The sequence below is a fragment of the Pseudomonas lini genome (assembly GCF_001042905.1).
Lineage (GTDB): Bacteria > Pseudomonadota > Gammaproteobacteria > Pseudomonadales > Pseudomonadaceae > Aquipseudomonas > Aquipseudomonas lini.
Genome location: NZ_JYLB01000003.1, coordinates 747,417 through 774,214 on the forward strand (window position 1 = coordinate 747,417; position 26,798 = coordinate 774,214).

The following is a 26,798-nucleotide window of genomic DNA, read 5'->3' on the forward strand; positions in this document are numbered from 1 at the left end:
GCGAGCCTGTGTGGCGAGGGGGCTTGCCCCCGGCCGATTGCGAAGCAATCGTAAATCCGGTCACCGCTATCGCGAGCAGGCTCCCACAGGTGCAGCGTTTTCAAACAAGATTTACCAGCGTGAGTACTTACAAATGTCTTCCAATACGAGCAATGGCAAAGCAATTTTTCGCGTCGTCAGCGGAAACTTCCTGGAGATGTTCGACTTCATGGTCTACGGCTTTTACGCCACGGCCATTGCTAAAACCTTCTTCCCTGCCGACAGCGCTTTCGCGTCCCTGATGCTGTCTTTGGCCACTTTCGGGGCCGGCTTCCTGATGCGTCCGCTGGGGGCGATTTTCCTCGGGGCTTACATCGATCGTCACGGCCGCCGCAAAGGCTTGATCATCACACTGGCAATGATGGCCGCCGGCACACTATTGATTGCCTGCGTGCCGGGTTACGCGACGCTGGGTGTCGCGGCGCCGCTGATTGTATTGTTCGGTCGCTTGCTGCAAGGCTTCTCGGCGGGCGTGGAACTGGGCGGTGTGTCGGTGTACCTCGCCGAGATCTCCACACCAGGCCGCAAAGGCTTCTTCGTCAGTTGGCAGTCCGCCAGCCAGCAAGCCGCGGTGGTATTCGCCGGCCTGCTCGGCGTGGGCTTGAACCATTGGCTCAGCCCGGAAGAAATGGGCGAATGGGGCTGGCGCGTGCCGTTCCTGATCGGCTGCATGATCGTACCGGTGATCTTCGTGATCCGCCGCTCTCTGGAAGAAACCCCGGAATTCCAGGCGCGCAAGCACCGCCCTACCCTGCAAGACATTGTCCGCTCGATTGGTCAGAACTTCGGCATCGTCCTCGCCGGCATGGCGCTGGTGGTGATGACTACTGTGTCGTTCTACCTGATCACCGCCTACACCCCGACCTTCGGCAAAGCCGAACTGCATCTGTCGGATCTGGATACGTTGCTGGTGACCGTGTGCATTGGCCTGTCGAACTTCTTCTGGCTGCCGGTGATGGGTTCTGTGTCTGACAGGATCGGGCGCAAACCCCTGCTGTTGGCGGCGACGATTCTGGCGATCCTCACGGCTTATCCAGCGCTGTCATGGCTAGTTGCGAACCCGAGCTTCAGCCATCTGCTGATCGTCGAGTTGTGGCTGTCGTTCCTGTATGGCTCGTACAACGGCGCCATGGTGGTGGCCCTGACCGAGATCATGCCGGTGGAAGTTCGCACGACTGGTTTCTCCCTTGCCTACAGCCTGGCGACCGCGACCTTTGGTGGTTTCACACCGGCGGCCTGTACGTATCTGATCCATGTGCTGGACAACAGGGCGGCGCCAGGGATCTGGCTCAGTGGCGCGGCGGTGCTGGGGTTGATTGCGACGCTGGTGCTGTTCCGGGGCAATCGTCACGAGTTGCGGACTGCGCAAGCGGCAGTAGTCGGCGGCGCCTGATCCATCGCCTTCGCGAGCAAGCCCGCTCCCACATTTGACCGCGTCCGCCGGGACAACTCGATCAAATGTGGGAGCGGGCTTGCTCGCGAAGAGGCCAACACCGACAACACACCTGCAACTGACCAAACCGCACAACAAAAACGCCCCGACCTAGGTCGGGGCGTTTTCATTTACAACCAAAAGCGCTTAGCGCGGGAACGCTGGCGGGTTTACACCGGCCATGTCTTCCATCACGCGAACCACCTGGCAGCTGTAGCCGAACTCGTTGTCGTACCAGACGTACAGAACAACGCGGTTATCCTGAACGATGGTCGCTTCAGCGTCCACAACGCCTGCGTGGCGCGAGCCAACGAAGTCGGTGGAAACCACTTCCTGCGAATTGACGTAGTCGATTTGCTTGTGCAGATCGGAGTGCAGCGCCATGTAGCGCAGGTACTCGTTCATCTCTTCACGGGTGGCGGCTTTCTCAAGGTTCAGGTTGAGAATGGCCATCGACACGTTTGGCGTCGGAACACGGATCGCGTTACCGGTCAGCTTGCCGGCCAGCTCAGGCAGCGCCTTGGCGGCAGCGGTGGCAGCACCAGTCTCGGTGATCACCATGTTCAACGCGGCGCTACGGCCACGACGATCACCCTTGTGGAAGTTGTCGATCAGGTTCTGGTCGTTGGTGTACGAGTGAACGGTTTCGACGTGACCGTTGATGATGCCGAACTTGTCATTCACAGCCTTCAGCACCGGCACGATGGCGTTGGTGGTGCAGGAAGCGGCGGACACGATCTTGTCGTCAGCAGTGATTTCACCGTGGTTGATGCCGTGAACGATGTTCTTCAGCTTGCCTTTGCCAGGCGCGGTCAGAACAACGCGGTCGATACCCGGACATGCCAGGTGCTGGCCCAGGCCATCGGCGTCACGCCATACACCGGTGTTGTCCACCAACAGCGCATTTTTGATGCCGTACTGGGTGTAGTCCACTTCAGTCGGGTTCTTCGCGTAGATAACCTGGATCAGGTTGCCGTTGGCGGTGATGGTGTTGTTGGCTTCATCGATGGTGATGGTGCCATTGAACGAACCGTGCACCGAGTCGCGACGCAGCAGGCTGGCACGTTTGACCAGATCGTTCTCGGCGCCCTTGCGGACAACGATGGCGCGCAGACGCAGGCCGTCGCCACCACCGGTTTTCTCGATCAGGATGCGCGCCAGCAGACGGCCGATACGACCGAAGCCATACAGGACAACGTCGGTGCCGGTACGACCGGAACCATTCTGCTTGCCGACCACATCGACCAGTTCGTCACGGACGAACTCTTCGGCGGTACGGCCATTGCCTTCGGCTTTGAATTTGACAGCCAGCTTGCCCAGGTCTACCGAAGCAGCGCCGAGCTTGAGCTCACTCATTGCCTTGAGCAGAGGGAATGTTTCGTGGACGGACAATTCGCTGTCATCGGACTGGCGATGGCGAGCAAAGCGGTGAGCTTTGAGAATCGCGATGACAGACTGGTTGATCAGACTGCGGCCATAGATCGAGCTCACCACGTTGTTATTGCGGTAGAGCTGACCGATAAGCGGAATCATCGCTTCTGCGAGTGCTTCACGGTCGATCCATTCACCAAGACACTGGTCGGGCTTCTGAGTCACGGGAACCTTCCACATGTAGGGGCAGAAAAAAGGGGCTACATTATGCCGCCGACTGCCTCCCGTAGCAATGCGCGCCTGTCGCACGGGCAGTAACAGAATCCCGTTCAAAAAAATTACGCCCCGCTCCAGCCCAGTAAAACCGGGGCCTCCAGCATCGTCAATTTTTTGGAGATATCGCCACCTTGTCCGTAACCATCCGTAACACACGTTCGTTTTGCCACTACATAATCAGTAGTTTTCACTAAAAAACCGCTCGATTTTGTCATTACCACTACATTTTGCCCAACCCGCGTAATAGACATATCTGCAACTGACAGCCGGCACCTGAGGCCGTTACAATTGTCGACTTTGTCGCAACGCTTGGAGCTCAACCTTCCGTGCCCGTTCTGCGTCTACCGCTTCTCCCTGCCGCGGCAGGTAAACAGCACTGGGGCAACTTGCCCGGTGCCGCCCTGAGCCTGGCCATTGCCGAGGCCGCCAGCGCTGCCAAGCGCTTTACCCTGCTACTGACCGCCGACAGCCAGAGTGCCGAACGGCTGGAACAGGAGCTGAGTTTCTTCGCCCCGGATTTGCCTGTCCTGCATTTCCCCGACTGGGAAACCCTGCCCTACGACCTGTTCTCGCCACACCAGGACATCATCTCTCAGCGCATCTCGAGCCTGTATCGGTTGCCGGAGCTGGAGCATGGCGTGCTGGTCGTGCCGATCACTACGGCCCTGCACCGCTTGGCGCCGACCAAATTCCTGCTCGGCAGCAGCCTGGTACTGGATGTCGGCCAGAAGCTTGATGTCGAGCAAATGCGCAGCCGGCTTGAAGCTAGCGGCTATCGTTATGTCGATACCGTCTATGAGCATGGCGAATTCACCGTGCGCGGCTCGCTGATCGACCTGTTCCCGATGGGCAGCAAACTGCCCTTCCGCATCGATCTGTTCGACGACGAAATCGAAACCCTGCGTACCTTCGATCCGGAAAACCAGCGCTCCATCGACAAGGTGGACACCGTTCGCCTGCTTCCGGCGCGGGAATTCCCGCTGCAAAAGGACGCGGTCACCCGTTTCAAGGCGCGCTTTCGCGAGCGTTTCGATGTCGATTTCCGTCGCTGCCCGATCTTTCAGGATTTGAGCAGCGGGATTACACCGGCGGGTATCGAGTACTACTTGCCGCTGTTCTTCGATGAAACCTCCACCCTGTTCGATTACCTGCCCCAGGACACGCAAGTGTTCTCTTTGCCGGGCATCGAACAGGCGGCAGAAAATTTCTGGAACGACGTGCGCAATCGTTACGAAGAGCGCCGCGTCGATCCATCCCGTCCTTTATTGCCACCGGCCGAGCTGTTCTTGCCCGTGGAAGACTGCTTTGCCCGCCTGAAGAGCTGGCCCCGTGTGGTTGCCAGTCAACAGGATGTGGAAACCGGTGTCGGTCGCGAGCGCTTCCCCGCTCAGCTGCTGCCGAACCTGGCCATCGAAGCCAAGGCCACTCAGCCGTTGGCAGCGCTGGCCGGTTTCCTCGACGAATTCCCTGGCCGCGTGCTGTTTACCGCCGAGTCCGCGGGCCGTCGTGAAGTGCTGCTGGAATTGCTGGAACGCTTGAAGCTGCGACCGAAAACCGTCGACAGCTGGCCAGACTTTGTTGCGAGCAAGGAGCGCTTGGCGATCACCATCGCGCCGCTCGACGAAGGTCTGTTGCTGGACGATCCAGCCCTGGCTCTGGTCGCTGAAAGCCCGTTGTTCGGGCAGCGCGTGATGCAGCGCCGTCGTCGCGAGAAACGCGCCGATGCCAACAACGATGCAGTGATCAAAAACCTCACCGAGCTGCGCGAAAACGCACCGGTGGTGCACATCGATCATGGTGTCGGCCGCTATCTGGGGCTGACGATCCTGGAAATCGACAATCAAGCCGCCGAATTCCTGACCCTTGAATATGCCGAGAACGCCAAGCTGTACGTCCCGGTAGCCAACCTGCACTTGATCGCTCGTTACACCGGCAGCGACGATGCCCTGGCGCCGCTGCATCGCCTCGGCTCCGAGACCTGGCAGAAAGCCAAGCGCAAAGCCGCCGAACAGGTGCGCGACGTGGCCGCCGAGTTGCTCGACATCTATGCCCGCCGCGCCGCTCGCGAGGGTTATGCCTTCGCCGACCCGAAAGCCGATTACGCGACCTTCAGCGCCGGTTTCCCGTTCGAAGAAACCCCGGACCAGCAAACCACCATCGAAGCGGTGCGCGCCGACATGCTCGCGCCGAAACCAATGGATCGACTGGTCTGCGGCGACGTCGGTTTCGGCAAGACCGAAGTGGCGATGCGCGCGGCGTTCATCGCGGTGCACGGCGGTCGTCAGGTGGCGATTCTGGTGCCGACCACCCTGCTCGCCCAGCAACATTACAACAGCTTCCGCGACCGCTTCGCCGACTGGCCGGTGAGCGTGGAAGTGATGAGCCGCTTCAAGTCGACCAAAGAAGTCAACGCCGCGGTCGCGGACCTGGCCGAAGGCAAAATCGACATCGTCATTGGCACGCACAAGCTGCTGCAAGACGACGTGAAGATAAAAAACCTCGGGCTGGTGATCATCGACGAAGAGCACCGTTTCGGTGTCCGTCAGAAAGAACAGCTCAAGGCACTGCGCAGTGAAGTCGACATCCTGACGCTGACCGCTACGCCGATTCCGCGCACGCTGAACATGGCGGTGTCGGGCATGCGTGACCTGTCGATCATCGCCACGCCACCGGCCCGTCGCCTGTCGGTGCGCACGTTCGTCATGGAGCAGAACAAGAGCACGGTCAAAGAAGCCCTGCTGCGTGAGTTGCTGCGCGGTGGTCAGGTCTACTACCTGCACAACGACGTGAAGACCATCGAGAAATGCGCCGCCGACCTCGCCGAACTGGTGCCGGAAGCGCGGATCGGCATCGGCCACGGGCAGATGCGTGAACGCGATCTCGAACAAGTAATGAGCGACTTCTACCACAAGCGCTTCAACGTGCTGATCGCCTCGACCATCATCGAGACCGGCATCGACGTGCCGAGCGCCAACACCATCATCATCGAGCGCGCCGACAAGTTCGGCTTGGCGCAGCTACACCAGTTGCGTGGCCGCGTCGGTCGCAGCCACCACCAGGCGTATGCTTACCTGCTGACACCGCCGCGCCAACAAATCACTCCCGACGCAGAAAAGCGTCTTGAAGCGATCGCCAATACCCAGGACCTCGGCGCGGGCTTCGTACTCGCCACCAACGACCTGGAAATCCGTGGCGCCGGTGAACTGCTGGGCGACGGTCAGAGCGGGCAGATCCAGGCCGTCGGTTTCACCCTGTACATGGAAATGCTAGAGCGCGCGGTGAAGTCTATCCGCAAGGGTGAACAGCCGAACCTCGACCAACCGCTGGGTGGCGGTCCCGAAGTCAATCTGCGTGTACCGGCATTGATTCCCGAGGACTATCTGCCGGATGTTCATGCTCGATTGATTCTCTACAAACGCATTGCCTCGGCCACCGATGAGGAAGGCCTCAAGGACCTGCAAGTGGAGATGATCGACCGTTTCGGTTTGCTGCCGGAGCCGACTAAGAACCTGGTGCGGATCACGGCGCTGAAATTGCAGGCCGAACAACTGGGCATCAAGAAAGTCGACGGTGGCCCGCAAGGCGGTCGTATCGAGTTCGCGGCGCAGACACCGGTCGACCCGCTGACACTGATCAAACTGATCCAGAGCCAGCCCAAACGCTACAAATTCGAAGGCGCCACGATGTTCAAATTCCAGGTGCCAATGGAAAGCCCGCAAGAGCGTTTTAATACTGTAGAGGCGCTGTTCGAGCGCCTCATTCCGACCACTGCTTAAGGACGCCGCATGCGCCTGTTTCGCTCACTGACCTTGTTGACGATGTTAATCACGACGCTGGTCGCCCCCACGGCGTTTGCCGATGATCTGTATCAGGTTGAAATGATTCTGGTGCGGCAAAACACCGTGCCCGCCATCGTCAGCCGCGCCGCGCCAGAAGACTGGGATGCCGGTGCTCAACGCATCAGCCCCGACAGCTTTCGCACGCCGAGCCTTAATCCCGAGGTGGAAAAGCTCACCGCCAGCAACGAATACACCGTGTTGCTGCACAAGGCCTGGCAACAGAACCTCGGCGAAGAGGCCAGCAAAGTCGCGATCAGCGAAGGCACCGAACAGTTCGGGCAGTTCCCGATCGAAGGCACGCTGAGCCTGAAATTGGGACGCTTCACCGACGTCGACGCCGACTTCTGGGTCAATCAGATCGATGCCAACGGCTTGGTCACCGCCAGCGAACGCCTGAAACAGGAAAGCCATACCAAGAACGGTCAGCTGAACTTCCTCGACAACGGCCATCTGGGCCTACTTATCAAGATCACCTCGTTGACCGCCCCTGCGCCTCGGCCAGCCCCCGATGTAATTCCGGACTGATTGAAGCCCTTATGTCCTCCGCGACCCTGAGCAAACCCCTGGCAACATCCTGGGTCAGCCGATTCAAGGAACAGAGCCTGGAGCGTGGCCGTCGCTACGCTCTGGAGAACCGCGTCAGGATCGTCGAAGTCGGCGATGCCACCATCACCGCCAGTTGCGAAGGCTCTGGCGGTAACGTTTACCGTCAGACCATTCGCCTGCGCGAGTCGGCCAAAGGCACCTTGCTGATGATCGACGCCACGTGCACCTGCCCGGTTCATACCAACTGCAAACATTGCGCGGCAGTGTTGCTGCAAGTGCAGGAAACCCTCGCGTATCCGGCCGCTGCCAAAGACGCTGAACTGCTGGAAAAACTTCAGGCCGTACTGGAAAACCGTAGCCCGAAAGCGCCGCCGCAAGTGTTGGTGGACAACGTGCAACCGGTGCCGCGCCTGTGGCTGGCGAGCATCGAGTTCAGCGCCTTCGAACCGCGCAACGGCAAGATGCAGCGGTACATCCAGCATCGCGCGGCGCTGTCCTTCAGCTATCTGGATGAATACGTCAGTGGACAGAAAAACACTGACATCCTGATTCGCCAAGAGACGCAGACACTGCGGATAAAACGCCACCCGGAAGTCGAACAAGCCTACAGGGAACAGCTGCGAATCCTCGGTTTCAAGATCGCCACCCGACAAAGCAAGGCCCTGCCGGAAAGTGCCGGCGAACTCTACGAGATGGTCAACGACAGCGCCTGGCTGACCTTCACCCTCAACGAGCTGCCGAAGCTGCGCACCCAAGGGTGGGAGTTGCAGATCGACGAGGATTTCGGCTTCGACCTGACCGCCGTTGATGACTGGTATGCCACCGTCGAGCAGGCACCCGAGCGCGACTGGTTCGACCTGGAATTGGGGATCATCGTCAACGGCGAACGGCTGAGCCTGTTGCCGATCCTGTTGAACCTGATGCGCTCTCACACCGAGATCCTCAACCCGGAACGGCTCGCCCGACGTCGCGACGACGAACTGATTCTGGTGAACATTCCGCAGCGCCGCAGCACCGACCAAGGCCCGTTGCAGGTCGCCCTGCCCTTCGGTCGCTTGAAACCGGTGCTGGCGACCCTCGGCGAGTTTTATCTGCAAGAGCCCGGCGAAACCACGCTGCGCCTGAGCAAGGCCGACGCCACGCGACTGAATCCGCTGGAAGGCCTGCCGTTGCTCTGGGAAGGTGGCGAGCAGATCCGCACCTTTGCCCAGCGGCTGCGCGACATCAAGGACCACACCGCGGTGGCCCCCGAAGGGTTGAATGCCACCTTGCGCCCGTATCAGCTGGAAGGCCTGAGCTGGATGCAGTCGTTGCGGCAACTGGAAGTCGGCGGGATTCTCGCGGACGACATGGGGCTGGGCAAAACCCTACAGACCCTGGCGCATATTCTCAGCGAGAAGAACGCCGGGCGCCTCGATCGACCGTGCATGGTGGTCATGCCCACCAGCCTGATCCCCAACTGGCTCGACGAAGCGGCGCATTTCACGCCGCAGCTCAAAGTGCTGGCGCTGTACGGTGCCAGTCGCAAAAAGCATTTCGACAACCTGGCCGATTACGACCTGATTCTGACCACCTATGCGCTGCTGCCCAAAGACGTCGAGCGCCTGGCCGCGCAACCGCTTCATGTACTGGTGCTGGATGAAGCGCAGTACATCAAGAACCCCAACAGCAAGGCCGCCCATGCAGCACGTGAGCTGAATGCTCGCCAGCGTCTGTGCCTGAGCGGCACGCCACTGGAAAACCATCTGGGCGAGCTGTGGTCGCTGTTCCACTTCCTGCTGCCCGGCTGGCTCGGCGACGTGAAAAGCTTCAACCGCGATTACCGCGTACCGATAGAAAAGCGCGCCAGCGAAGTAAGACTTCAACACCTCAACGGTCGGATCAAACCGTTCCTCCTGCGCAGGACCAAGGAACAGGTGGCCACCGAACTGCCGCCGAAAACCGAGATCATCCATTGGGTCGAACTCAACGAAGCCCAGCGCGACGTATACGAAACCATGCGACTGGCCATGGACAAAAAAGTCCGCGACGAAATCACCCGCAAGGGCGTGGCGCGCAGCCAGATCATCATTCTCGAGGCCCTGCTGAAGCTGCGTCAGGTGTGCTGCGATTTACGCCTGGTCAACGATGCCGCCCTGCCCGCGCGCGGTAGCACTTCCGGCAAGCTCGATAGCCTGATGGAAATGCTGGAAGAGTTGTTCGAAGAAGGTCGACGGATTCTGCTGTTCTCTCAGTTCACCTCAATGCTGTCGTTGATCGAAGACGAGCTGAAAAAACGTGGCGTGGCGTATGCGATTCTGACCGGTCAAACACGCGACCGACGCACGCCAGTGAAGGAGTTCCAGAGCGGCAAGCGTCAGATCTTTCTGATCAGCCTGAAGGCTGGTGGCGTAGGACTGAACCTGACCGAAGCGGATACGGTGATTCACTACGATCCCTGGTGGAACCCTGCGACGGAGAATCAGGCGACTGATCGTGCGTATCGCATTGGTCAGGAGAAGCCGGTATTCGTCTACAAGATGATTGCCAGGGGCACGGTGGAAGAGAAGATTCAGCATCTGCAGAAAGAAAAGTCCGATCTTGCCGCTGGCGTGCTGGATGGGCGCAAGACCGGGGACTGGAAATTGCAGAGCGATGATATCGAGGCGTTGTTTGCGCCACTGCCGGAAAAAATTGATAGGTAGCGGCGATAGGTAGATCGTCTTCGCGGGCAAGCCACGCTCCCACAGGAAATCACTGTACCTGTGGGAGCGTGGCTTGCCCGCGAAGGCATCACTGCGGACTCACTGAAGAGGCAAACTATCAAGACTTGGGATCAGACAATGGCGCGAACAGCGCTTCAATATCACTCTGTTCGAGCTTCCACCCCCCACTCGCCCCACCTTCAAGCACCGCCCCGGTCAACGCTGCCTTTTCCTGTTGAAGCGCTTGTATTTTTTCTTCGACCGTACCGCGGGCAATCATCTTGTAGACGAATACCGGTTTGTCTTGACCAATTCTGTAGGCTCGGTCGGTCGCCTGGTTTTCCACCGCCGGGTTCCACCAAGGATCGAAGTGAATCACCGTATCCGCCGCCGTCAGGTTGAGACCGGTTCCCCCAGCCTTCAGGCTAATCAGGAACAACGGCACCTTGCCACTCTGAAAATCTTTTACCGGTGTGCGCCGATCCGTCGTGTCGCCGGTCAACAACGAGTAGTCGATACCGCGCTGCTGCAGTTCCTGCTCAATCAACGCAAGCATCGAGGTGAACTGCGAGAACAGCAAAATCTTTCGATCTTCACTGAGCAACTCTTCGAGCATCTCCATCAAGCTGACCAGTTTTCCGCTGCCCGAGCGAAGGACCTTTGCCGTCAGAGGCGTTTTGATCAATCGCAGATCGCAGCACACCTGACGTAACTTGAGCAAAGCGTCGAGGATGATGATCTGACTGCGCCCGACGCCGCTGCGGGCAATTTCATCACGCACCTTCTTGTCCATCGCCACACGCACGGTTTCATACACATCCCGTTGCCCATCGCTAAGGTCGACCCAATGCACGATCTCGGTCTTGGGAGGCAGTTCGGTAGCGACCTGTTCTTTCTTGCGACGTAGCAGAAAGGGTTTTATACGGGCCGTCAGGTGTTGCATCCGCTCGCTGTTACCGTGTTTCTCGATCGGGGTGCGATAGTCGCGATTGAAGGTTTTACTGTCGCCGAGCCAACCGGGGAGCAAAAAGTGAAACAGCGACCACAACTCGCCCAAGTGGTTTTCCAGTGGTGTGCCAGACAAGCACAAACGCTGCCGAGCCTCTAATTGTCGGGCTGCCTGAGCAGCTTTGCTGACCGGGTTCTTGATGTTCTGCGCTTCATCGAGAATCAGCACACTCCAGAGCTGAGGTTGCAAAACCTCCAGATCGCGCGGCAACAACGCGTAAGTCGTCAATACCAGGTCGTAGTCGGCAAGGCTGGCAAAATCGTTTTGCCGAGCGGCGCCATGGAGCGCCAGTACTTTCAGTTGCGGGGTGAAGCGTGCCGCCTCATCGAGCCAGTTGGGGATGAGGCTGGTAGGCATCACGGCAAGCGCTGGACGATCGAGACGCCCCGCCTGTTTCTCCAGCAGTAAATGAGTCAGGGTTTGCAGCGTTTTGCCCAAGCCCATGTCGTCGCCGAGGATACCGCCAACTTCCAGTTCGCGAAGGGTCTGCATCCAGTTCAGGCCTTCGAGCTGATACGGCCGCAGCACCGCGTTGAGGTCTTCTGGAGCAGCAACGTGTGCATGAGTCGATTCACGCAAGCGTTTCGCAAAACTGCGCAAACGCTCACCGCCCTGCCATACCAGTGGCAGCCCTTCCAGCTCACTCAACCGCGCCGCATCAGGGGTATTCAGCCGAAGCGAATTACCGTTGCTCACCCTCAAATACAACTCACCCAGCGTAGCCATCAATGGCTTGACCCGCCCGAGAGGCAGGGCGACTTTCGTACCTGGTTTCGCTCCGAACTGCCCACTATTGAGATCGATCAATACCTGATCGTTATCGTCGCGGCGGACTAGCTCAGCCGGGTTCATCAGCTGTGGCTGATTGCGTAACAAATGCAGCAGAATCGGTAGCAAGCTATGGCGCTCGCCATTGACCACGATCCCCAATTGCAGATCGAACCATTCGCGGCCCGGCGATTCCTCGATATCGGCATACCATTCTTCTACGGGCTGCAAATTAAAATGAAAGCCGTCAGTGATACTGATCTGCCAGTTGGCCTCTCTGAGCGCTGGCACTCCGGATTGCACAAAAGCAAGCCATGCCGATTCATCCGGCAAATCGAACATTTCGCCTGCGCTGTCGGGTAACGCATCACTTTTACGGGTGGCCTTTTTGAAGCCTTGTTTTTGCAAGGCCTGGCGCAGGGCTTTTTCGGCAGTCGGTTTACGCTGAATGCGCTGTGTTTCGGTGCCGATGAGCACCGATACTTCCGTGGATTTTTTGTCCGCGGCCATATGGCCGTTGTAAGTGAACGCCAGCGCTGCGCGGTGCTCCGGCTCGTGTTTCCAGTTTGTATAACGCTTGGTTGTTGCGAGGGTCAGGAAGGCCTGAGGCTCAATATCATCGACGATCCGCTCAGTCAACGTATGCGGCGGGGGGGCTAATCGAGTCGCAGCACTCATCCGATGGCTGAACTGCATGGCCTGACGTGCCGGGATGTCTGGGGCCAACGACAGGTGACAAGCAAGCTTGTGGTCAAACCCGCTCGCCAGCAGCCCGACTTCCAGACGTTCGCGATCCACGTAATACAAAGGCTCAAGCGCGAGAAAAGTCTCCAGCGGCGCTTCATTGATTCGCCATTTTGGACGAAAACTGCCATTGGCCTGCTCGGCCCAGACAAATTGAGCAGGCTTTTCGAGTCCAGCGGCCAAAGGTTGCCGTTGCTCAAAATCGAGAAACAGGCGCGAAGTCTTTAGTGCCAGCTCAAGGACTTCTGCCCCGCTGCTGCCCTGTAAGGGGTAGTCGCTGTAAAACCCATGATGTGAGTGAACGGCAATCACCAACCGGATGAGTCGCAGATCCACTTCAGTCAGATAGGCAGGTTGGCGCATCAGCGTCTCTTCCAGCGAAAACACTGGCTTGATGTCCTGTAACTGGCCATCCTTGAGCTGACGCGCCCGGAAAACTTCCAACGACCACTTGCCGGCAGTAGACGCCGGTTTGAGTTTGTACACCAGTCGTGTGCTTGCCCCTGGCACTGCCTCCTCGAAATGACTTCCCTCGCGAGGAACATCATTGAGCCAGCGCTCCAAATCGCGATTTAGCTGGACCGGGGCAGTGCTTTTGAACGAGTCCACGGGAAGCTCTTGCAAGTTATACAGCACGGTTGCGCAGTGCTTGCAATTGACCACCACAGGACATGAACAACAGCAAACCAGTTCAAACTCACCATTAAAGTCTTCGATGAGCTCAATGGTTTGTTCATAGATATAGCCTTGGGAACCCTTGCAGGTCGCGAGAACGATAGCGTCCTCTATTTCGCGGATCTGTACCCGATTTTCTACAGCGTATTTGCGAGCCTTGTCCAGAGCACGATGACTGAACTCCTCCGCCCACGGCAGCTCATGAAGTTGTTCAATTATTGTCAGCATAAAATCAACGCTTCTGAAAATTTCTGGAGTCTGGGACGACAAGCTCAGCCTTTCAACACCCGCGCCAACGTCGACTTCACCTTGCCCATCCCGTCATGCAATGCCTGCTCGATCTCGGCCATGGTGATCACTGCTGTCGACTTGCCCGCCGCCGGGTTCACCACCAGCGCCAGACAGGCGTAATCCAGTTCCAGTTCTCGCGCCAACGCTGCTTCCGGCATGCCGGTCATGCCGACGATGTCGCAACCGTCACGTTCCAGCCGAGCAATTTCAGCGACGGTTTCCAGACGTGGTCCCTGGGTGCAGGCGTACACGCCTTGGCTGCTGTAGCCAACCCCTTCAGCCGCCAACGCCGCGATCAATTGCTGACGCAGGGGTTCGCTGTAGGGATAGCTGAAGTCGATGTGCGTGACCTGTTCCAGGTCATCGGCGAAATAGGTGTGTTCGCGACCGCTGGTGTAGTCGATCAATTGATGTGGCACGCAGAAATGTCCGGTGCCCATCGCAGTGTGAATCCCGCCCACGGCGTTGACCGCGAGAATCGCTTCGGCACCCGCCTGCTTCAAGGCCCACAGGTTGGCGCGGTAGTTCACCTGATGCGGCGGGAAACGGTGTGGGTGCCCATGACGCGCGAGAAACAGCACTTCCTTGCCAGCATATTCACCGATCTGCACTTCGGCCGAAGGCGTGCCGTAAGGCGTGTCCACCGCCAATGACTGACGAATGCTCAGACCTTCGAGTTGAGTCAGGCCGGTGCCACCGATAATCGCGTAAACCGTCATAACGAAGAGTCCTTAATCGATCAATTGAGCCTCTCTGAGCGCGCCGACGGCCGCCAGCCAGCGTGGGTCTTGACGGTATTCGGTGCTGGCGTACGCCTGCCCGCGCATCCGCGCAATACGCGCCGAAGGTTTGACCTTCAAACGCTGGGCGGCGCTCAAGGCCAGCTCGGCAGCCGCGCGATCGTTGCACACCAGGCCCATGTCACAACCGGCGGTCAATGCTGCTTCGATGCGACTGGCGGCATCGCCGACCACGTGGGCGCCGGCCATCGACAGGTCGTCGCTGAAGATCACACCGTCGAACTGCAGCTCGCCGCGCAGGATGTCCTGCAACCAGCGACGGGAGAAACCTGCAGGTTGGGAATCGACCTGTGGATAAATCACATGGGCCGGCATGACGGCGGCCAGTTGTTTGCTCAATCGCGCGAACGGCACCAGGTCGTTGGCGCGGATTTCGTCGAGGCTGCGCTCGTCGTTGGGAATCGCGACATGGGAGTCAGCTTCAGCCCAGCCATGACCCGGGAAATGCTTACCGGTGGCGGCCATTCCGGCACTGTTCATGCCGCGGATGAATGCACCGGCGAGCAAGGCGGCGCGCTCGGGATCACCTTCGAACGAACGGGTGCCGACCACTGCGCTGCGCTGGTAATCCAGGTCCAGCACCGGAGCGAAGCTCAAGTCGAGACCGACCGCGAGCACTTCGGTCGCCATGATCCAGCCACACTGCTCGGCCAAGTCTTCGGCATTCGGGTTATCGGCGATGGCACGCATCGCTGGCAGTCGAACGAAGCCCTGACGCAGCCGCTGAACCCGACCGCCCTCTTGATCCACCGCCAGCAGAAGATCGGGACGAATGGCACGGATCGAAGCGCTCAATTCGCGCACTTGACGCGGATGCTCGATGTTGCGGGCAAAAATGATCAGGCCGCCCACTTCGGGCTGGCGCAACAATTGGCGATCTTCAGCCGTCAACCAGGTACCGGCGACGTCCACCATCAACGAGCCTTGCAGGCCAGCAGTCATAGAGATTCCTTGATTACGATAAACCCGGCTCGCACGAATTCGCCGCCATGGGCTGGGCCCGGCAGGTCGGCGATATCAATGAGGAGCGGGTTCAGAACGAGAGTCGGCATGGGCGGCTAGCTTAGCGGATGTCAGCTGCCGCGCCCACCCGTGTGCGGTTAAACCTTGGCGGCGACCGGGGCCGATTTGCTGCGCGGACGCAACTGCGCGGTGGCCATGGCAGTGTCGGTGACGCCGGTTTCGGCCCGCATGCCAGCGGCCAGAAATGGCACCATCAGACGCATTACTTGTTCGATGGAGGTGTTGACGCCGAAATCAGTCTCGGCAATCGCACGCAAGGCCTTGATCCCCGACATGCTGAACGCCGCGGCACCGAGCATGAAATGCACACGCCAGAACAGTTCGATCGGGGGAATGCGCGGAGCGGCCTCGTTGACCAGCATCATGTAGCGGCGGAACACCTTGCCGTACATATCTTCCAGATAACGACGCAAGTGCCCTTGGCTCTGACTGAACGCCAGCCCCAGCAAACGCATGAAAATGGACAGATCATTGCCGCTGCGTGGCTGCACCACCAGAGCTTGCTCGACGAGGATCTCCAGCAGCTCTTCAAGGGTCGGCTTGTTCTCAGGCTTGGCCTGACGGCGCTCCAGTTCTTTATCGAGACTGAGACAGAACGGCCCGAGAAAACGCGAGAAGACCGCCTGAATCAGCGCCTTCTTCGACCCGAAGTGATAATTCACCGCCGCCAGATTGACACCGGCCTTGCTGGTGATCAGACGCAATGAGGTTTCAGCAAAACCTTTTTCCGCGAACAACTGCTCGGCAGCATCGAGAATGCGTTCAACGGTTTCCGACTGGGCCATGGCTACTCCGCCTGACAAACACTTGTTTGAAACATACGTTTCAGCCTTGGCCTTGTCAAGTCTGGCGGTTCGTTTTGGGAATGGTCGGTCAGGTATTTAACCATACAACAGTGCCGCTTCAATCAGCGAGCGAAATGACCGTCCAGCGGCCGACAAAAAAAGGGGCATTGCCAAGACCCGTTCACTGTATATAATCCCAGTCACTGTATAAAAAGACAGAGCGATCAATATGCTAAAGCTGACGCCACGCCAAGCAGAGATTCTGGCCTTCATCAAACGTTGCCTCGAAGACAACGGCTACCCGCCAACCCGCGCGGAAATCGCTCAGGAACTGGGTTTCAAGTCGCCCAATGCGGCGGAAGAACACCTCAAGGCACTGGCTCGCAAGGGGGCGATCGAGATGACCCCGGGCGCCTCCCGCGGCATCCGCATCCCTGGCTTCGAAGCCAAGGCCGACGAGTCCAGCTTGCCGATCATTGGCCGGGTGGCTGCCGGTGCACCGATCCTCGCCCAGCAGCACATCGAGGAATCCTGCAACATCAACCCTTCCTTCTTCCATCCTCGCGCCGACTATCTGCTGCGGGTCCATGGCATGAGCATGAAGGACGTCGGCATTTTCGACGGTGACCTGCTGGCCGTCCATACCACCCGCGAAGCCCGTAACGGCCAAATCGTGGTGGCGCGGATCGGCGACGAAGTGACCGTCAAGCGCTTCAAGCGCGACGGTAGCAAAGTTTGGTTGATTGCCGAAAACCCTGAATTCGCCCCTATCGAAGTCAACCTGAAAGATCAGGAACTGGTTATCGAAGGCTTGAGTGTCGGCGTGATTCGCCGCTAAAGGAGGCTTTATGCAGTTCCCACATACCTCACAGCAAGCCCAACTGCCGTTGTTCGAGGCGTTCATGGCACAGCCATTGGCGCCGATCCTGAAAGATGTGGTCGAATCGCCCTGGAGCGCCGAGCCTGAAGTCTTCAGCGAGCTATCACTGCGCGGCGCGGCCGGGAACTGCCTGAACCTTCTGGCACCGATTCTCAGGGAACTGAGTCAGGATCAGGATGCACGCTGGCTGACACTGATCGCACCGCCCGCCAGCCTGACACAAGCCTGGTTACGGGACGCCGGTCTGAACCGTGAGCGCATTCTGCTCCTGCAACCGCGCGGCACGCAGAGCGCTCAGCAGTTGACCTGCGAAGCCTTGCGACTTGGCCGCAGCCATACGGTCGTCAGCTGGCTTAACCCGCTGAGCACAACGTCGCGGCAACAGCTGATCAGCGCCGCCCGTATCGGGGATGCGCAAAGTCTGAATATTCGACTGGGTTAACTGACAAACACTGTGCGCGCTGAACAGCGCGGGGCTTCTCCAGGGATAGAGAAGCCAATCTGTAGAGGTATCCGAAGAATCCGACGGGCGGGATCAATGAAGAACCCGCGGCCCCTCTTCCTTATCAAATTCACCTTCAACCAGGCGTCCTGCCATCTGAACACCGACGCTCAACATCGCCTTGGCGACTTCCACATGCTGGCCTTGCAGGAAAACCTTGGCATCCTCGGAGAAATCCAAAGTAACCAGAGAACCCTCGTCCTCGGCCCTGCGCAGCTCGATTCGGCCGTCTGGTAACTCGACAATTTCTAGAAAGGACGTTGGCATAAAGGTCTGTTCTCCACGAAAGGCGGGGATTATATAGGCATCAGCCAAGCTTCGCTCGGGATCTTGACCAAATGCCATCACGAAGAGAAATTTCTGACATCGCTCTTCCTTGAGCGGACCCGCCCCTAAACACTCAATCTTTCAGCACTCGTTCAACCCTTCGCGAAACCGAATCGCCAGGCCTTTAAGGTTCTGACGCCAGCTCTCCAGCTCTTCCCGACTCAGCTCTTCCGGCGCCTCTTCTTCATCCAGATTAACGGCCAGAATAAGCGGCTGCGTCACATCGCCCTTGGGCTTGTGCGGAGCGCGAGGCGGCTGAAACAGTGCGGCATGTGCCGACAGCAGCTTGGCTAGCCAGGTTTCAGGGTTTTGCGCCAGTTCGACCATCTCGGCCATTTCCGGAATAGCGATGGTTTCGAGCACTTCGCGGGTCAACAGCATCTCTGCCCGCGGCGCATTGGCCTGAGGCAGGCGATAGAAACCGGCGATTTCATGGCACAGCCCCAACAGCGCACCGTACAGGTGAAACAACGCCGATTCGCGCCCGGCCTGAATCAGCGCCAGGGAGTTCATCGCCCGCCCCTCTTCGGCTTTGGCGAGCGCTTCCAGCGACAGGCCGGCGAAATAAATCTTCTGATTGGTACGGGTATAGAGTTCGTGGGCCATGACGGCAGCCTCCACAACGAAATAATTGCTTCACGCAGGTCAGACAGTGTCGTGGATCACCCGAGCTTCCCGCAAGCCCAAAACAAAAGGCCGCATGAAAACCCGAGGGTTGTCATGCGGCCTTTTGTGTACAGCCTTTTAAGCCTTGGCTGATGGACGCTTGTCTTCAACCGTCCACTTGCCGCCGTCGTAATACGCCTTCCAGCCAGTCGGCTTACCGTCGACCTCTGTCTGCACGTACTGCTCTTTGGTCTTGCGGCTGTAACGAATTACCGAAGGGAGGCCATCCGGGTCTTTCTTCGGCGCTTCGCAGAGGAAGTGGTACTTCGGATCGATCTCATCCTTGTGCGGCACGATCTCCATGACCAATGGAGCACGAGTCTCGCGGTTTTTCGGAAACTGACTGGCCGCCAGGAACAGACCGGAAGCACCGTCGCGCAGGATGTAGGTGTCGTTAACCTTTTCGCATTTGAGCTCAGGCATCTTCACCGGGTCCATCTTCGGCGGCGCCGCGTCACCGCTTTTCAGCAGCTTGCGGGTGTTCTTGCAGGTGGCGTTGGTGCAACCGAAGAACTTGCCGAAACGACCGGTCTTGAGCTGCATCTCGCTACCGCACTTGTCGCATTCCAGGCTCGGACCTTCGTAGCCTTTGATGCGATAGGTGCCTTCTTCGATTTCGTAGCCAGAGCAATCCGGGTTGTTACCGCAGATGTGCAGCTTGCGCTTCTCATCGAGCAGGTAAGCGTCCATCGCGGTGCTGCAGATCGGGCAGCGATGCTTGCCACGAAGGACCAGCGACTCGGATTCACCCTCGTCGTCCGCGGCGATTTCATCGCCTGGCACCAGGTTGACGGTGGCTTTGCAGCGCTCTTTCGGCGGCAGGCTATAGCCCGAGCAACCGAGGAATACGCCCGTCGAGGCCGTACGAATCTGCATTGGACGACCGCACAACACGCACGGAATGTCAGTCATTACCGGCTGGTTGGCGCGCATGCCGCCTTCGGCGCTTTCAGCCACTTCGAGTTTTTTCTTGAAGTCGCCATAGAACTCGTCGAGCACGTTTTTCCAGTCGCGTTCGCCCTGAGCCACGTCATCGAGGTTCTCTTCCATGCCGGCGGTGAAGCCGTAGTCCATGAGATTGGAGAAGCTCTCGGCCAGACGCTCGGTGACGATGTCGCCCATCTTTTCCGAATAGAAACGACGGTTGTGCAGCGCCACGTAGCCGCGGTCCTGGATGGTAGAGATGATCGCCGCGTAAGTCGAAGGACGACCGATGCCGCGTTTTTCCATTTCTTTAACCAGGCTCGCTTCCGAGTAACGCGCTGGCGGCTTGGTGAAGTGCTGGGTCGGATCAAGCTTGATCAGCTTCATCGCGTCGCCCTGAGCCATATCCGGCAGCACGTCGTCATCGCCAGGCTTGGCAATTTGCGGCATGACGCGGGTGTAGCCGTCGAACTTCAGGATGCGGCCCTTGGCACGCAGCTCGAAGTCGCCGGCACCGACGGTGACCGTGGTCGACAGGTATTGCGCCGGCAGCATCTGGCAGGCCAGGAACTGGCGCCAGATCAGCTCGTAGAGCCGCTCGGCATCACGCTCCATGCCCGACAGCTTGCTTGGCTCGGTATTGGCGTCGGACGGACGAATCGCTTCGTGAGCCTCTTGTGCGCCTTCCTTGCTGCTGTAGACGTTCGGGTTTTCCGGCAGGTACTTCTTGCCGAACTCGCCTTCAATATAGGTACGCGCCATCGTCACGGCATCGGCCGAGAGGTTGGTGGAGTCGGTACGCATATAAGTGATGTAGCCGGCTTCGTACAAACGTTGGGCCATCATCATGGTTTTCTTCACACCGAAGCCCAGGCGGTTACTCGCGGCCTGTTGCAGGGTGGAAGTGATGAACGGTGCCGACGGCTTGCTGCTGGTCGGTTTGTCTTCGCGCTTGACGATGCTGTAGCTGGAAGCCTTGAGCTTTTCCAGCGCGGCCATGGCCTGGGCTTCGTTCAGCGGCTTGAAGGCTTCGCCTTTCTCGCGGGCTACGTCAAAGCGCACGGTCGCGCCCTTGGCGGTACCGAGATCGGCGTGGACTTCCCAGTACTCTTCCGGGTTGAACGCGCGGATTTCACGCTCACGCTCGACCACCAGCTTCACGGCAACCGATTGCACGCGACCGGCGGACAGGCCACGGGCGACCTTGGCCCATAGCAGCGGCGAAACCATGTAACCCACTACGCGATCGAGGAAGCGACGCGCCTGCTGGGCGTTTACTCGATCGATGTCCAGCTCGCCCGGTTTGGAGAAGGCTTCCTGGATCGCTTTCTTGGTGATTTCGTTGAACACCACACGCTTGTAGCGGCTGTCGTCACCACCGATGGCTTCGCGCAGGTGCCAGGCAATGGCTTCCCCCTCGCGATCCAAGTCGGTTGCGAGATAGATGGTGTCAGCATCTTTGGCGAGCCGGCGCAGCTCTTCGATGACCTTTTCCTTGCCCGGGAGGATCTCGTACTTGGCTTTCCAGCCATGATCGGGATCGACACCCATGCGCGAGACCAGCTGCTTGCGCGCTTTCTCTTTCGGCGTGAGCACCGGACCTTCACCTGCGGCGGCCTTGCCGCGCTTGGCGGCAGGCTCTTTGCTGGCGCTAGCCGAACCGCTGGTGGGCAGGTCTCGGATATGGCCGATACTCGACTTCACCACGTATTGGTTACCCAGATACTTGTTGATGGTCTTGGCCTTAGCCGGGGATTCCACAATGACCAGCGATTTGCCCATGGATCAGAAAATTCCTGAATTCTAGAAGTGAAAGGCGGTTGGCGCCTGACGCGGCACCGCTATATATAGTGGCTACAAGGTGAGGTCAAGCGCAGGGTTCTGCGCGCACTCCCCTTATGACTGCGGAAAAACGCTCGGTTCGGCTTGCACCAAAGCAAAGCGTGGCACCTGTTCACCGTCAACCTCGACCGACTCCAGGAACATGCTCAAGGGGCGCACCCAAAAGCCGTAATCGCCATACAGGGCTTGGTAAAAGACTACTTCCTCTTCGGTTTCCGAATGCCGCGCAACAGCGAATACGCGGTACTGCGGACCTTTGTAATGTTCGTAGAGCCCAGGTTGTATCGGCATGCTTTGGCCCTCACTGAAATTTTTTCAAAATAAAAACAAAATAAATCCGCAAAAACAAAAACCGGGGCACTTGGCCCCGGCTTCCATCAGCGAAACGCTTAAACGCGTTCGAAGACGGTGGAGATGCCTTGGCCGAGACCAATGCACATGGTAGCCACCCCAAAGGTGCCGCCATTCTGCTTCATCACGTTCAGCAAAGTGCCAGAGATACGGGCACCGGAGCAACCGAACGGATGACCCAGGGCGATCGCGCCGCCGTGCAGGTTAACCTTCTCGTTCATCTTGTCGAGCACTTTCAAATCTTTCAGCACTGGCAGCGCCTGTGCGGCGAAAGCTTCGTTGAGCTCGAAGAAGTCGATATCGTTGATGCCAAGGCCCGCGCGCTTCAGTGCTTTTTGTGTTGCCGGTACTGGACCATAGCCCATGATCGCCGGGTCCACACCTGCCACTGCCATCGAACGAATCACCGCCATCGGCTGGATGCCCAGATCCTGGGCACGCTGCGCCGACATCACGATCATGCACGAAGCACCGTCGGTGATCTGCGACGAAGTACCGGCTGTCACGGTGCCGCCCTTCGGGTTAAACGCTGGCTTCAGGGCCGCCAGGCTTTCCAGGGTGGTTTCCGGACGAATGGTTTCGTCGTAGTCGAACAGTTTCAGGAAACCGTTCTCGTCGTAGCCCTGCATCGGGATGATTTCGTCTTTGAACTTGCCTTCCAGAGTCGCCTTGTGGGCGAGCTGGTGGGAGCGCACGCCAAAAGCGTCCTGTTGTTCGCGAGTAATGCCGTGCATTTTGCCGAGCATTTCCGCGGTCAGGCCCATCATGCCCGAAGCTTTCGCCGCGTACAGGGACATGTGCGGGTTCGGATCGACACCGTGCATCATGCTCACGTGACCCATATGCTCGACGCCACCAACCACGAATACGTCACCGTTACCGGTCATGATCGCTTGCGCAGCGGTGTGCAGAGCACTCATTGACGAGCCACACAGACGGCTGACGGTCTGGCCGGCCGCGGTGTGCGGGATCTGCGTCATCAGGGACGCCATGCGGGCGATGTTCCAGCCCTGCTCCAGGGTCTGGTTCACACAGCCCCAGATCACGTCTTCGACTTCGCTCGGATCAACCTTGACGTTGCGTTCCAGCAATTTGCTGATCAGGTGCGCCGACATGTCTTCAGCGCGGGTGTTGCGGTGCATGCCGCCCTTGGAGCGGCCCATCGGCGTACGACCGAAGTCGACAATCACGACGTCTCTAGGATTCAAGCTCATATACTTTCACTCTCGCTCTAGTGTGGGCGCTTAACCGAAGAAGCTCTGGCCGTTTTTGGCCATTTCACGCAGCTTTGCGGTCGGGTGGTACAGCGCGCCCAAATCAGCGTACTGGTCAGCCAGGGCAACGAACTCTGCAACACCGATCGAGTCGATGTAGCGCAGCGCACCGCCACGGAATGGAGGGAAACCAATACCGTAGACCAGGCCCATGTCGGCTTCGGCGGCAGTTTCGACGATGCCGTCTTCCAGGCAACGCACGGTTTCCAGGCACAGCGGGATCATCATCCAGTTGATGATGTCTTCGTCAGTGACTTCGAGCTGTTGGAAAACGATCGGCTTGAGCACTTCCAGTACCGAAGGATCGGCGACTTTCTTCTGCTTGCCGCGCTTGTCGGTCTCGTAGGCGTAGAAGCCCTTGCCATTCTTCTGGCCCAGGCGCTTGGCTTCGTAGAGCACGTCAACGGCCGAACGGCGATCGTCCTTCATGCGATCAGGGAAGCCTTCAGCCATTACATCGCGACCGTGGTGACCGGTGTCGATGCCGACCACGTCCATCAGGTACGCCGGGCCCATCGGCCAGCCGAATTTTTCCATGACCTTGTCGATGCGGACGAAGTCCACGCCGGCGCTGACCAGTTTGGCGAAACCGCCGAAGTACGGGAACAGCACGCGGTTGACCAGGAAGCCCGGGCAGTCGTTGACGACGATCGGGTTCTTGCCCATTTTCTTGGCGTAGGCAACGGTGGTGGCAACGGCCACTTCGCTGGACTTCTCGCCACGGATCACTTCAACCAGCGGCATCATGTGCACCGGGTTGAAGAAGTGCATGCCGACGAAGTTTTCCGGACGCTTGAGGGCTTTGGCCAGCAAGGTGATGGAAATGGTCGAGGTGTTGGACGCGAGGATGGTGTCCTCTTTGACCTTGCCTTCAACTTCGGCCAGAACGGCTTGCTTGACCTTCGGGTTCTCGACAACGGCTTCGACAACCAGGTCGACGTGGCCGAAATCACCGTAGGACAGGGTTGGACGAATGCCATTGAGCACTTCAGCCATTTTCGCCGGAGTCATGCGACCTTTATCAACGCGGCCCACCAGCAGCTTGGCGGCTTCGGCCAGACCTTGCTCGATGCCGTGCTCGTTGATGTCTTTCATCAGGATCGGCGTACCTTTGGAGGCCGACTGATAAGCGATACCGCCACCCATAATGCCAGCGCCCAATACGGCGGCCTGCTTCACGTCTCTGGCGATTTCGTCGTAGGCCTTGGCCTTTTTCTTCAGCTCCTGATCGTTCAGGAACAGACCGATCAAGCTCTGCGCGGCAGAGGTCTTGGCCAGTTTGACGAAACCGGTGGCTTCGACTTCCAGCGCCTTGTCGCGACCGAAGTTCGCGGCTTTCTGGATAGTCTTGATCGCTTCAACCGGTGCAGGGTAGTTCGGGCCCGCTTGACCGGCCACGAAACCTTTGGCGGTTTCGAACGACATCATTTGTTCGATGGCGTTGAGCTTGAGCTTTTCGAGCTTCGGCTGACGCTTGGCCTTGTAGTCAAACTCGCCGGAGATGGCGCCTTTGACCAGGTTCAGAGCCGCTTCCTGCAATTTCTCTGGAGCGACCACGGCGTCGACGGCACCGACTTTCAGCGCGTCTTCAGCGCGGTTTTCCTTACCGGCAGCAATCCACTCGATGGCGTTGTCGGCACCGATGATGCGCGGCAAACGCACAGTACCGCCGAAGCCCGGGTAGATGCCCAGCTTGACTTCCGGCAGACCGATTTTGGCGGTATTGGCCATGACGCGGAAATCTGCCGCCAGGCACATTTCCAGACCGCCACCCAGTGCGATGCCATTGATCGCGGCGACAGTCGGGACGTTGAGGTCTTCGAAATCGCTGAAAATCTTGTTGGCTTCGAGGTTACCAGCGACAAGCTCTGCATCCGGCAGCTTGAAGTTGTCGACGAATTCGGTGATGTCGGCGCCGACGATGAATACGTCCTTGCCACTGCTGACGATCACACCCTTGATCGAAGCATCTGCCTTGATGGTGTCTACAGCCTGACGCAGTTCGTTCAGGGTAAGACGGTTGAACTTGTTGACGGACTCACCCTTGAGGTCGAATTTCAATTCGACGATGCCACTTTCAAGAGCCTTAACCGTGATGGCTTTACCTTCGTAAATCATCAACTGATCTCCACGATATGGAAGCTGAACAGTACACGTCGGACGCAGGCGACTGGCTCGGCAAGGACGTTTATCGTCGATGCTACGCCAATTCACCCGGCACACCCGCCAACGCGATAGTCGGGATTCTGTAGGAGCGCTCTGTAATACAAACGCTCAATTCATACGCCCGTTTGATTTGGGTATGTCACCTTCACGGAATTTCCGGCAATTGTCAATCGCCCAAAATACTGGTTGAAACGCGACTTTCCGGTCACTTCCGTACCACGAAGCCCTGCAACACGCTGATGCATGTGAGGCCATTCATAGAATCAATAGTTAGAAAAGTCGCCCTAATTAGCGGCAGCCTGTGTTTAACAAGCTACGCTGGCGGGACCCTGAAGAAAAAATTTGAACGCTTTGACGAATGCCCAGCGTAAGATCAGCGCACAAAGAATTACCGGCCTGCCTGGCCAACCTCAGCCCGATGATGATGTCGGGCTTTTTATTGCCTGTCTGTCAGGCGACGACGCGCCAATGCGTAGGAGCTGCCGCAGGCTGCGATCTTTTGATGTTGCGCTTAAAAACAAAATCAAAAGATCGCAGCCTGCGGCAGCTCCTACGGGGGATCAGGTTTCAGGCCAGCGCTTTCAGCAGCGCATCAATGTCCTGCAAAACATTCGATTCGCCCTTCTCGCCCCAATACAGAGCAATCATTTGCTTGTCTGCCTCAACCTTGTAGACGTTGGCAGGCAATTTTTCGAAATGATTCAGCAGTATTCCATCCTCACAGACCTCCTGCCACTGATTGACCCACACACCCGGTGCCTTCTGCCAGTAACTCCAGCACGCCGGTCGCGTGCCACGGCGCGGCCGATGATACTGGGCGCAAGGGCTTGGCGGCTCCTGGCTCAGCCAATGTGGCCATTCCTGGGGCGCCAGCTGCATGGCCAGGCCAATGCGCCGCGCCTCCATGCGCAGGGCTATGCGCCCGCTCTGAGCACGGGAGGGTCGCAACCAGGCCAGCGGACTCAAGACCACCAGCAGGATTGACACCACTATCCAGACCGTCATATGTGTACTCCCGATTCTTGATGAGCCCATTGAGTCACTTTGAAACCAATGCGCTTGAAACCAGCCATACTTACCAATATTGCAATCCTCAGGAGGAGCACCTCATGCCCTACCACCATATTCTGGTCGCTGTAGATCTAACCGAAGAGTGCGATCCTGTAATCCACCGAGCTCGCGAACTCTCGGTGAGCAATGGCGCGAAGCTATCCCTGGTGCATATCGTCGAACCGATGGCCATGGCCTTTGGCGGCGACGTGCCGATGGACCTTTCCCAGTTGCAACAGCAACAATTCGATCAAGCCAAAGAGCGCCTTGAGCGATTGATCGTGAAATACCCGGAACTCTCCAAGGAATACAGTCACTTGACCTACGGCCAGCCGCGTCAGGAGATTCACCACCTCGCCAAGGAGCAAACGTGCGACCTGATCGTGGTGGGCAGTCATGGCCGACATGGCCTGGCATTGCTGCTCGGCTCCACCGCCAATGACGTACTGCACGGCGCGCCTTGCGATGTGCTGGCGGTGCGCCTGATCAAAAGCTGACAACACAAAACCCTGTAGGAAAAAAGCCCGACACTCG

Annotated in this window: 19 protein-coding genes; 7 read left to right on the forward strand and 12 right to left on the reverse strand. The window is 58.4% G+C overall.

What is annotated here, in order from left to right; all coding sequences use genetic code 11:
• The first annotated feature begins 133 nt into the window (after positions 1-133).
• Complete coding sequence (tcuC, locus tag TU81_RS12040) at positions 134-1,432, forward strand: MFS transporter (RefSeq protein ID WP_048395259.1); 1,299 nt, start codon at positions 134-136, stop codon at positions 1,430-1,432.
• A gap of 186 nt (positions 1,433-1,618) precedes the next feature.
• Here tcuC and TU81_RS12045 read toward each other — a convergent pair whose 3' ends face one another.
• The gene (locus TU81_RS12045; RefSeq protein WP_038979981.1) at positions 1,619-3,082 is read right to left on the reverse strand and encodes a glyceraldehyde-3-phosphate dehydrogenase; all 1,464 of its coding nucleotides are present in this window, start codon (positions 3,080-3,082) and stop codon (positions 1,619-1,621) included.
• 362 nt (positions 3,083-3,444) lie between these two features.
• Here TU81_RS12045 and mfd point away from each other — a divergent pair, with 362 nt between their 5' ends.
• From mfd to TU81_RS12060, 3 genes are read left to right on the forward strand one after another with little or no spacing between them, the layout of a single operon-like run.
• Complete coding sequence (mfd, locus tag TU81_RS12050; protein WP_048395261.1) at positions 3,445-6,894, forward strand: transcription-repair coupling factor; 3,450 nt, start codon at positions 3,445-3,447, stop codon at positions 6,892-6,894.
• A 9-nt stretch (positions 6,895-6,903) separates the two neighbouring features.
• Positions 6,904-7,482 carry a CsiV family protein gene (locus tag TU81_RS12055; RefSeq protein ID WP_038979979.1) on the forward strand — a complete coding sequence of 193 codons (579 nt, stop codon included), beginning with the start codon at positions 6,904-6,906 and terminating at the stop codon, positions 7,480-7,482.
• A gap of 11 nt (positions 7,483-7,493) precedes the next feature.
• Entirely contained in the window at positions 7,494-10,187 is a 2,694-nt protein-coding gene (locus TU81_RS12060; protein ID WP_048395263.1) for a DEAD/DEAH box helicase, read from the forward strand.
• Positions 10,188-10,305: 118 nt separating this feature from the next.
• Here TU81_RS12060 and TU81_RS12065 read toward each other — a convergent pair whose 3' ends face one another.
• The 4 genes from TU81_RS12065 to TU81_RS12080 all read right to left on the reverse strand — a co-directional run bounded on the left by TU81_RS12065 (position 10,306) and on the right by TU81_RS12080 (position 16,282).
• The gene (locus tag TU81_RS12065; protein WP_050682463.1) at positions 10,306-13,611 is read right to left on the reverse strand and encodes a DEAD/DEAH box helicase; all 3,306 of its coding nucleotides are present in this window, start codon (positions 13,609-13,611) and stop codon (positions 10,306-10,308) included.
• 44 nt (positions 13,612-13,655) lie between these two features.
• Complete coding sequence (locus tag TU81_RS12070; RefSeq protein ID WP_038979977.1) at positions 13,656-14,393, reverse strand: S-methyl-5'-thioinosine phosphorylase; 738 nt, start codon at positions 14,391-14,393, stop codon at positions 13,656-13,658.
• A gap of 12 nt (positions 14,394-14,405) precedes the next feature.
• The gene (gene nagZ / locus TU81_RS12075; protein ID WP_038979976.1) at positions 14,406-15,416 is read right to left on the reverse strand and encodes a beta-N-acetylhexosaminidase; all 1,011 of its coding nucleotides are present in this window, start codon (positions 15,414-15,416) and stop codon (positions 14,406-14,408) included.
• A gap of 158 nt (positions 15,417-15,574) precedes the next feature.
• Positions 15,575-16,282, reverse strand: coding sequence for a TetR/AcrR family transcriptional regulator (locus TU81_RS12080; RefSeq protein ID WP_007907768.1), 708 nt, complete (start codon positions 16,280-16,282; stop codon positions 15,575-15,577).
• Positions 16,283-16,511: 229 nt separating this feature from the next.
• Here TU81_RS12080 and lexA point away from each other — a divergent pair, with 229 nt between their 5' ends.
• Together lexA and sulA are read left to right on the forward strand one after the other, a co-directional pair.
• Complete coding sequence (gene lexA, locus TU81_RS12085) at positions 16,512-17,120, forward strand: transcriptional repressor LexA (RefSeq protein ID WP_007907770.1); 609 nt, start codon at positions 16,512-16,514, stop codon at positions 17,118-17,120.
• A gap of 10 nt (positions 17,121-17,130) precedes the next feature.
• Positions 17,131-17,604, forward strand: coding sequence for an SOS-induced cell division inhibitor SulA (gene sulA, locus TU81_RS12090; protein ID WP_008073066.1), 474 nt, complete (start codon positions 17,131-17,133; stop codon positions 17,602-17,604).
• Positions 17,605-17,697: 93 nt separating this feature from the next.
• Here sulA and TU81_RS12095 read toward each other — a convergent pair whose 3' ends face one another.
• From TU81_RS12095 to TU81_RS12125, 7 genes are all read right to left on the reverse strand, one after another.
• A complete protein-coding gene (locus TU81_RS12095; protein ID WP_007907774.1) occupies positions 17,698-17,931 on the reverse strand; it encodes a hypothetical protein in 234 nt (77 codons plus the stop codon).
• A gap of 141 nt (positions 17,932-18,072) precedes the next feature.
• A complete protein-coding gene (locus tag TU81_RS12100) occupies positions 18,073-18,597 on the reverse strand; it encodes a DUF6586 family protein (RefSeq protein WP_038979974.1) in 525 nt (174 codons plus the stop codon).
• A 138-nt stretch (positions 18,598-18,735) separates the two neighbouring features.
• The gene (gene topA, locus TU81_RS12105) at positions 18,736-21,363 is read right to left on the reverse strand and encodes a type I DNA topoisomerase (protein WP_038979973.1); all 2,628 of its coding nucleotides are present in this window, start codon (positions 21,361-21,363) and stop codon (positions 18,736-18,738) included.
• Positions 21,364-21,477: 114 nt separating this feature from the next.
• Positions 21,478-21,714 (reverse strand): DUF1653 domain-containing protein, encoded by a 237-nt coding sequence (locus TU81_RS12110; protein ID WP_008007078.1) that lies wholly within the window; start codon positions 21,712-21,714, stop codon positions 21,478-21,480.
• Positions 21,715-21,812: 98 nt separating this feature from the next.
• Positions 21,813-22,988 carry an acetyl-CoA C-acyltransferase FadA gene (gene fadA / locus TU81_RS12115; protein ID WP_008007076.1) on the reverse strand — a complete coding sequence of 392 codons (1,176 nt, stop codon included), beginning with the start codon at positions 22,986-22,988 and terminating at the stop codon, positions 21,813-21,815.
• A 30-nt stretch (positions 22,989-23,018) separates the two neighbouring features.
• The gene (fadB, locus tag TU81_RS12120) at positions 23,019-25,166 is read right to left on the reverse strand and encodes a fatty acid oxidation complex subunit alpha FadB (protein ID WP_048395266.1); all 2,148 of its coding nucleotides are present in this window, start codon (positions 25,164-25,166) and stop codon (positions 23,019-23,021) included.
• A 615-nt stretch (positions 25,167-25,781) separates the two neighbouring features.
• A complete protein-coding gene (locus TU81_RS12125; protein ID WP_038979971.1) occupies positions 25,782-26,219 on the reverse strand; it encodes a hypothetical protein in 438 nt (145 codons plus the stop codon).
• A 104-nt stretch (positions 26,220-26,323) separates the two neighbouring features.
• On the opposite strand from TU81_RS12125, the gene TU81_RS12130 reads away from it, so the two are divergent.
• Positions 26,324-26,761 (forward strand): universal stress protein, encoded by a 438-nt coding sequence (locus tag TU81_RS12130; protein ID WP_030128421.1) that lies wholly within the window; start codon positions 26,324-26,326, stop codon positions 26,759-26,761.
• Positions 26,762-26,798 lie beyond the last annotated feature (37 nt).

Excerpts from the sequence above, each read along its gene's own strand:
- TU81_RS12065 (WP_050682463.1), bottom strand. The coding sequence starts at position 13,611 with ATGCTGACAATAATTGAACAACTTCATGAGCTGCCGTGGGCGGAGGAG.
- lexA (WP_007907770.1), top strand. The coding sequence starts at position 16,512 with ATGCTAAAGCTGACGCCACGCCAAGCAGAGATTCTGGCCTTCATCAAA.
- sulA (WP_008073066.1), top strand. The coding sequence starts at position 17,131 with ATGCAGTTCCCACATACCTCACAGCAAGCCCAACTGCCGTTGTTCGAG.
- TU81_RS12110 (WP_008007078.1), bottom strand. The coding sequence starts at position 21,714 with ATGCCGATACAACCTGGGCTCTACGAACATTACAAAGGTCCGCAGTAC.
- TU81_RS12125 (WP_038979971.1), bottom strand. The coding sequence starts at position 26,219 with ATGACGGTCTGGATAGTGGTGTCAATCCTGCTGGTGGTCTTGAGTCCG.
- TU81_RS12130 (WP_030128421.1), top strand. The coding sequence starts at position 26,324 with ATGCCCTACCACCATATTCTGGTCGCTGTAGATCTAACCGAAGAGTGC.
- fadA (WP_008007076.1), bottom strand. The coding sequence starts at position 22,988 with ATGAGCTTGAATCCTAGAGACGTCGTGATTGTCGACTTCGGTCGTACG.
- TU81_RS12055 (WP_038979979.1), top strand. The coding sequence starts at position 6,904 with ATGCGCCTGTTTCGCTCACTGACCTTGTTGACGATGTTAATCACGACG.
- TU81_RS12095 (WP_007907774.1), bottom strand. The coding sequence starts at position 17,931 with ATGCCAACGTCCTTTCTAGAAATTGTCGAGTTACCAGACGGCCGAATC.
- TU81_RS12080 (WP_007907768.1), bottom strand. The coding sequence starts at position 16,282 with ATGGCCCAGTCGGAAACCGTTGAACGCATTCTCGATGCTGCCGAGCAG.
- fadB (WP_048395266.1), bottom strand. The coding sequence starts at position 25,166 with ATGATTTACGAAGGTAAAGCCATCACGGTTAAGGCTCTTGAAAGTGGC.
- TU81_RS12045 (WP_038979981.1), bottom strand. The coding sequence starts at position 3,082 with ATGTGGAAGGTTCCCGTGACTCAGAAGCCCGACCAGTGTCTTGGTGAA.
- TU81_RS12060 (WP_048395263.1), top strand. The coding sequence starts at position 7,494 with ATGTCCTCCGCGACCCTGAGCAAACCCCTGGCAACATCCTGGGTCAGC.
- nagZ (WP_038979976.1), bottom strand. The coding sequence starts at position 15,416 with ATGACTGCTGGCCTGCAAGGCTCGTTGATGGTGGACGTCGCCGGTACC.
- TU81_RS12070 (WP_038979977.1), bottom strand. The coding sequence starts at position 14,393 with ATGACGGTTTACGCGATTATCGGTGGCACCGGCCTGACTCAACTCGAA.
- topA (WP_038979973.1), bottom strand. The coding sequence starts at position 21,363 with ATGGGCAAATCGCTGGTCATTGTGGAATCCCCGGCTAAGGCCAAGACC.
- tcuC (WP_048395259.1), top strand. The coding sequence starts at position 134 with ATGTCTTCCAATACGAGCAATGGCAAAGCAATTTTTCGCGTCGTCAGC.
- TU81_RS12100 (WP_038979974.1), bottom strand. The coding sequence starts at position 18,597 with ATGGCCCACGAACTCTATACCCGTACCAATCAGAAGATTTATTTCGCC.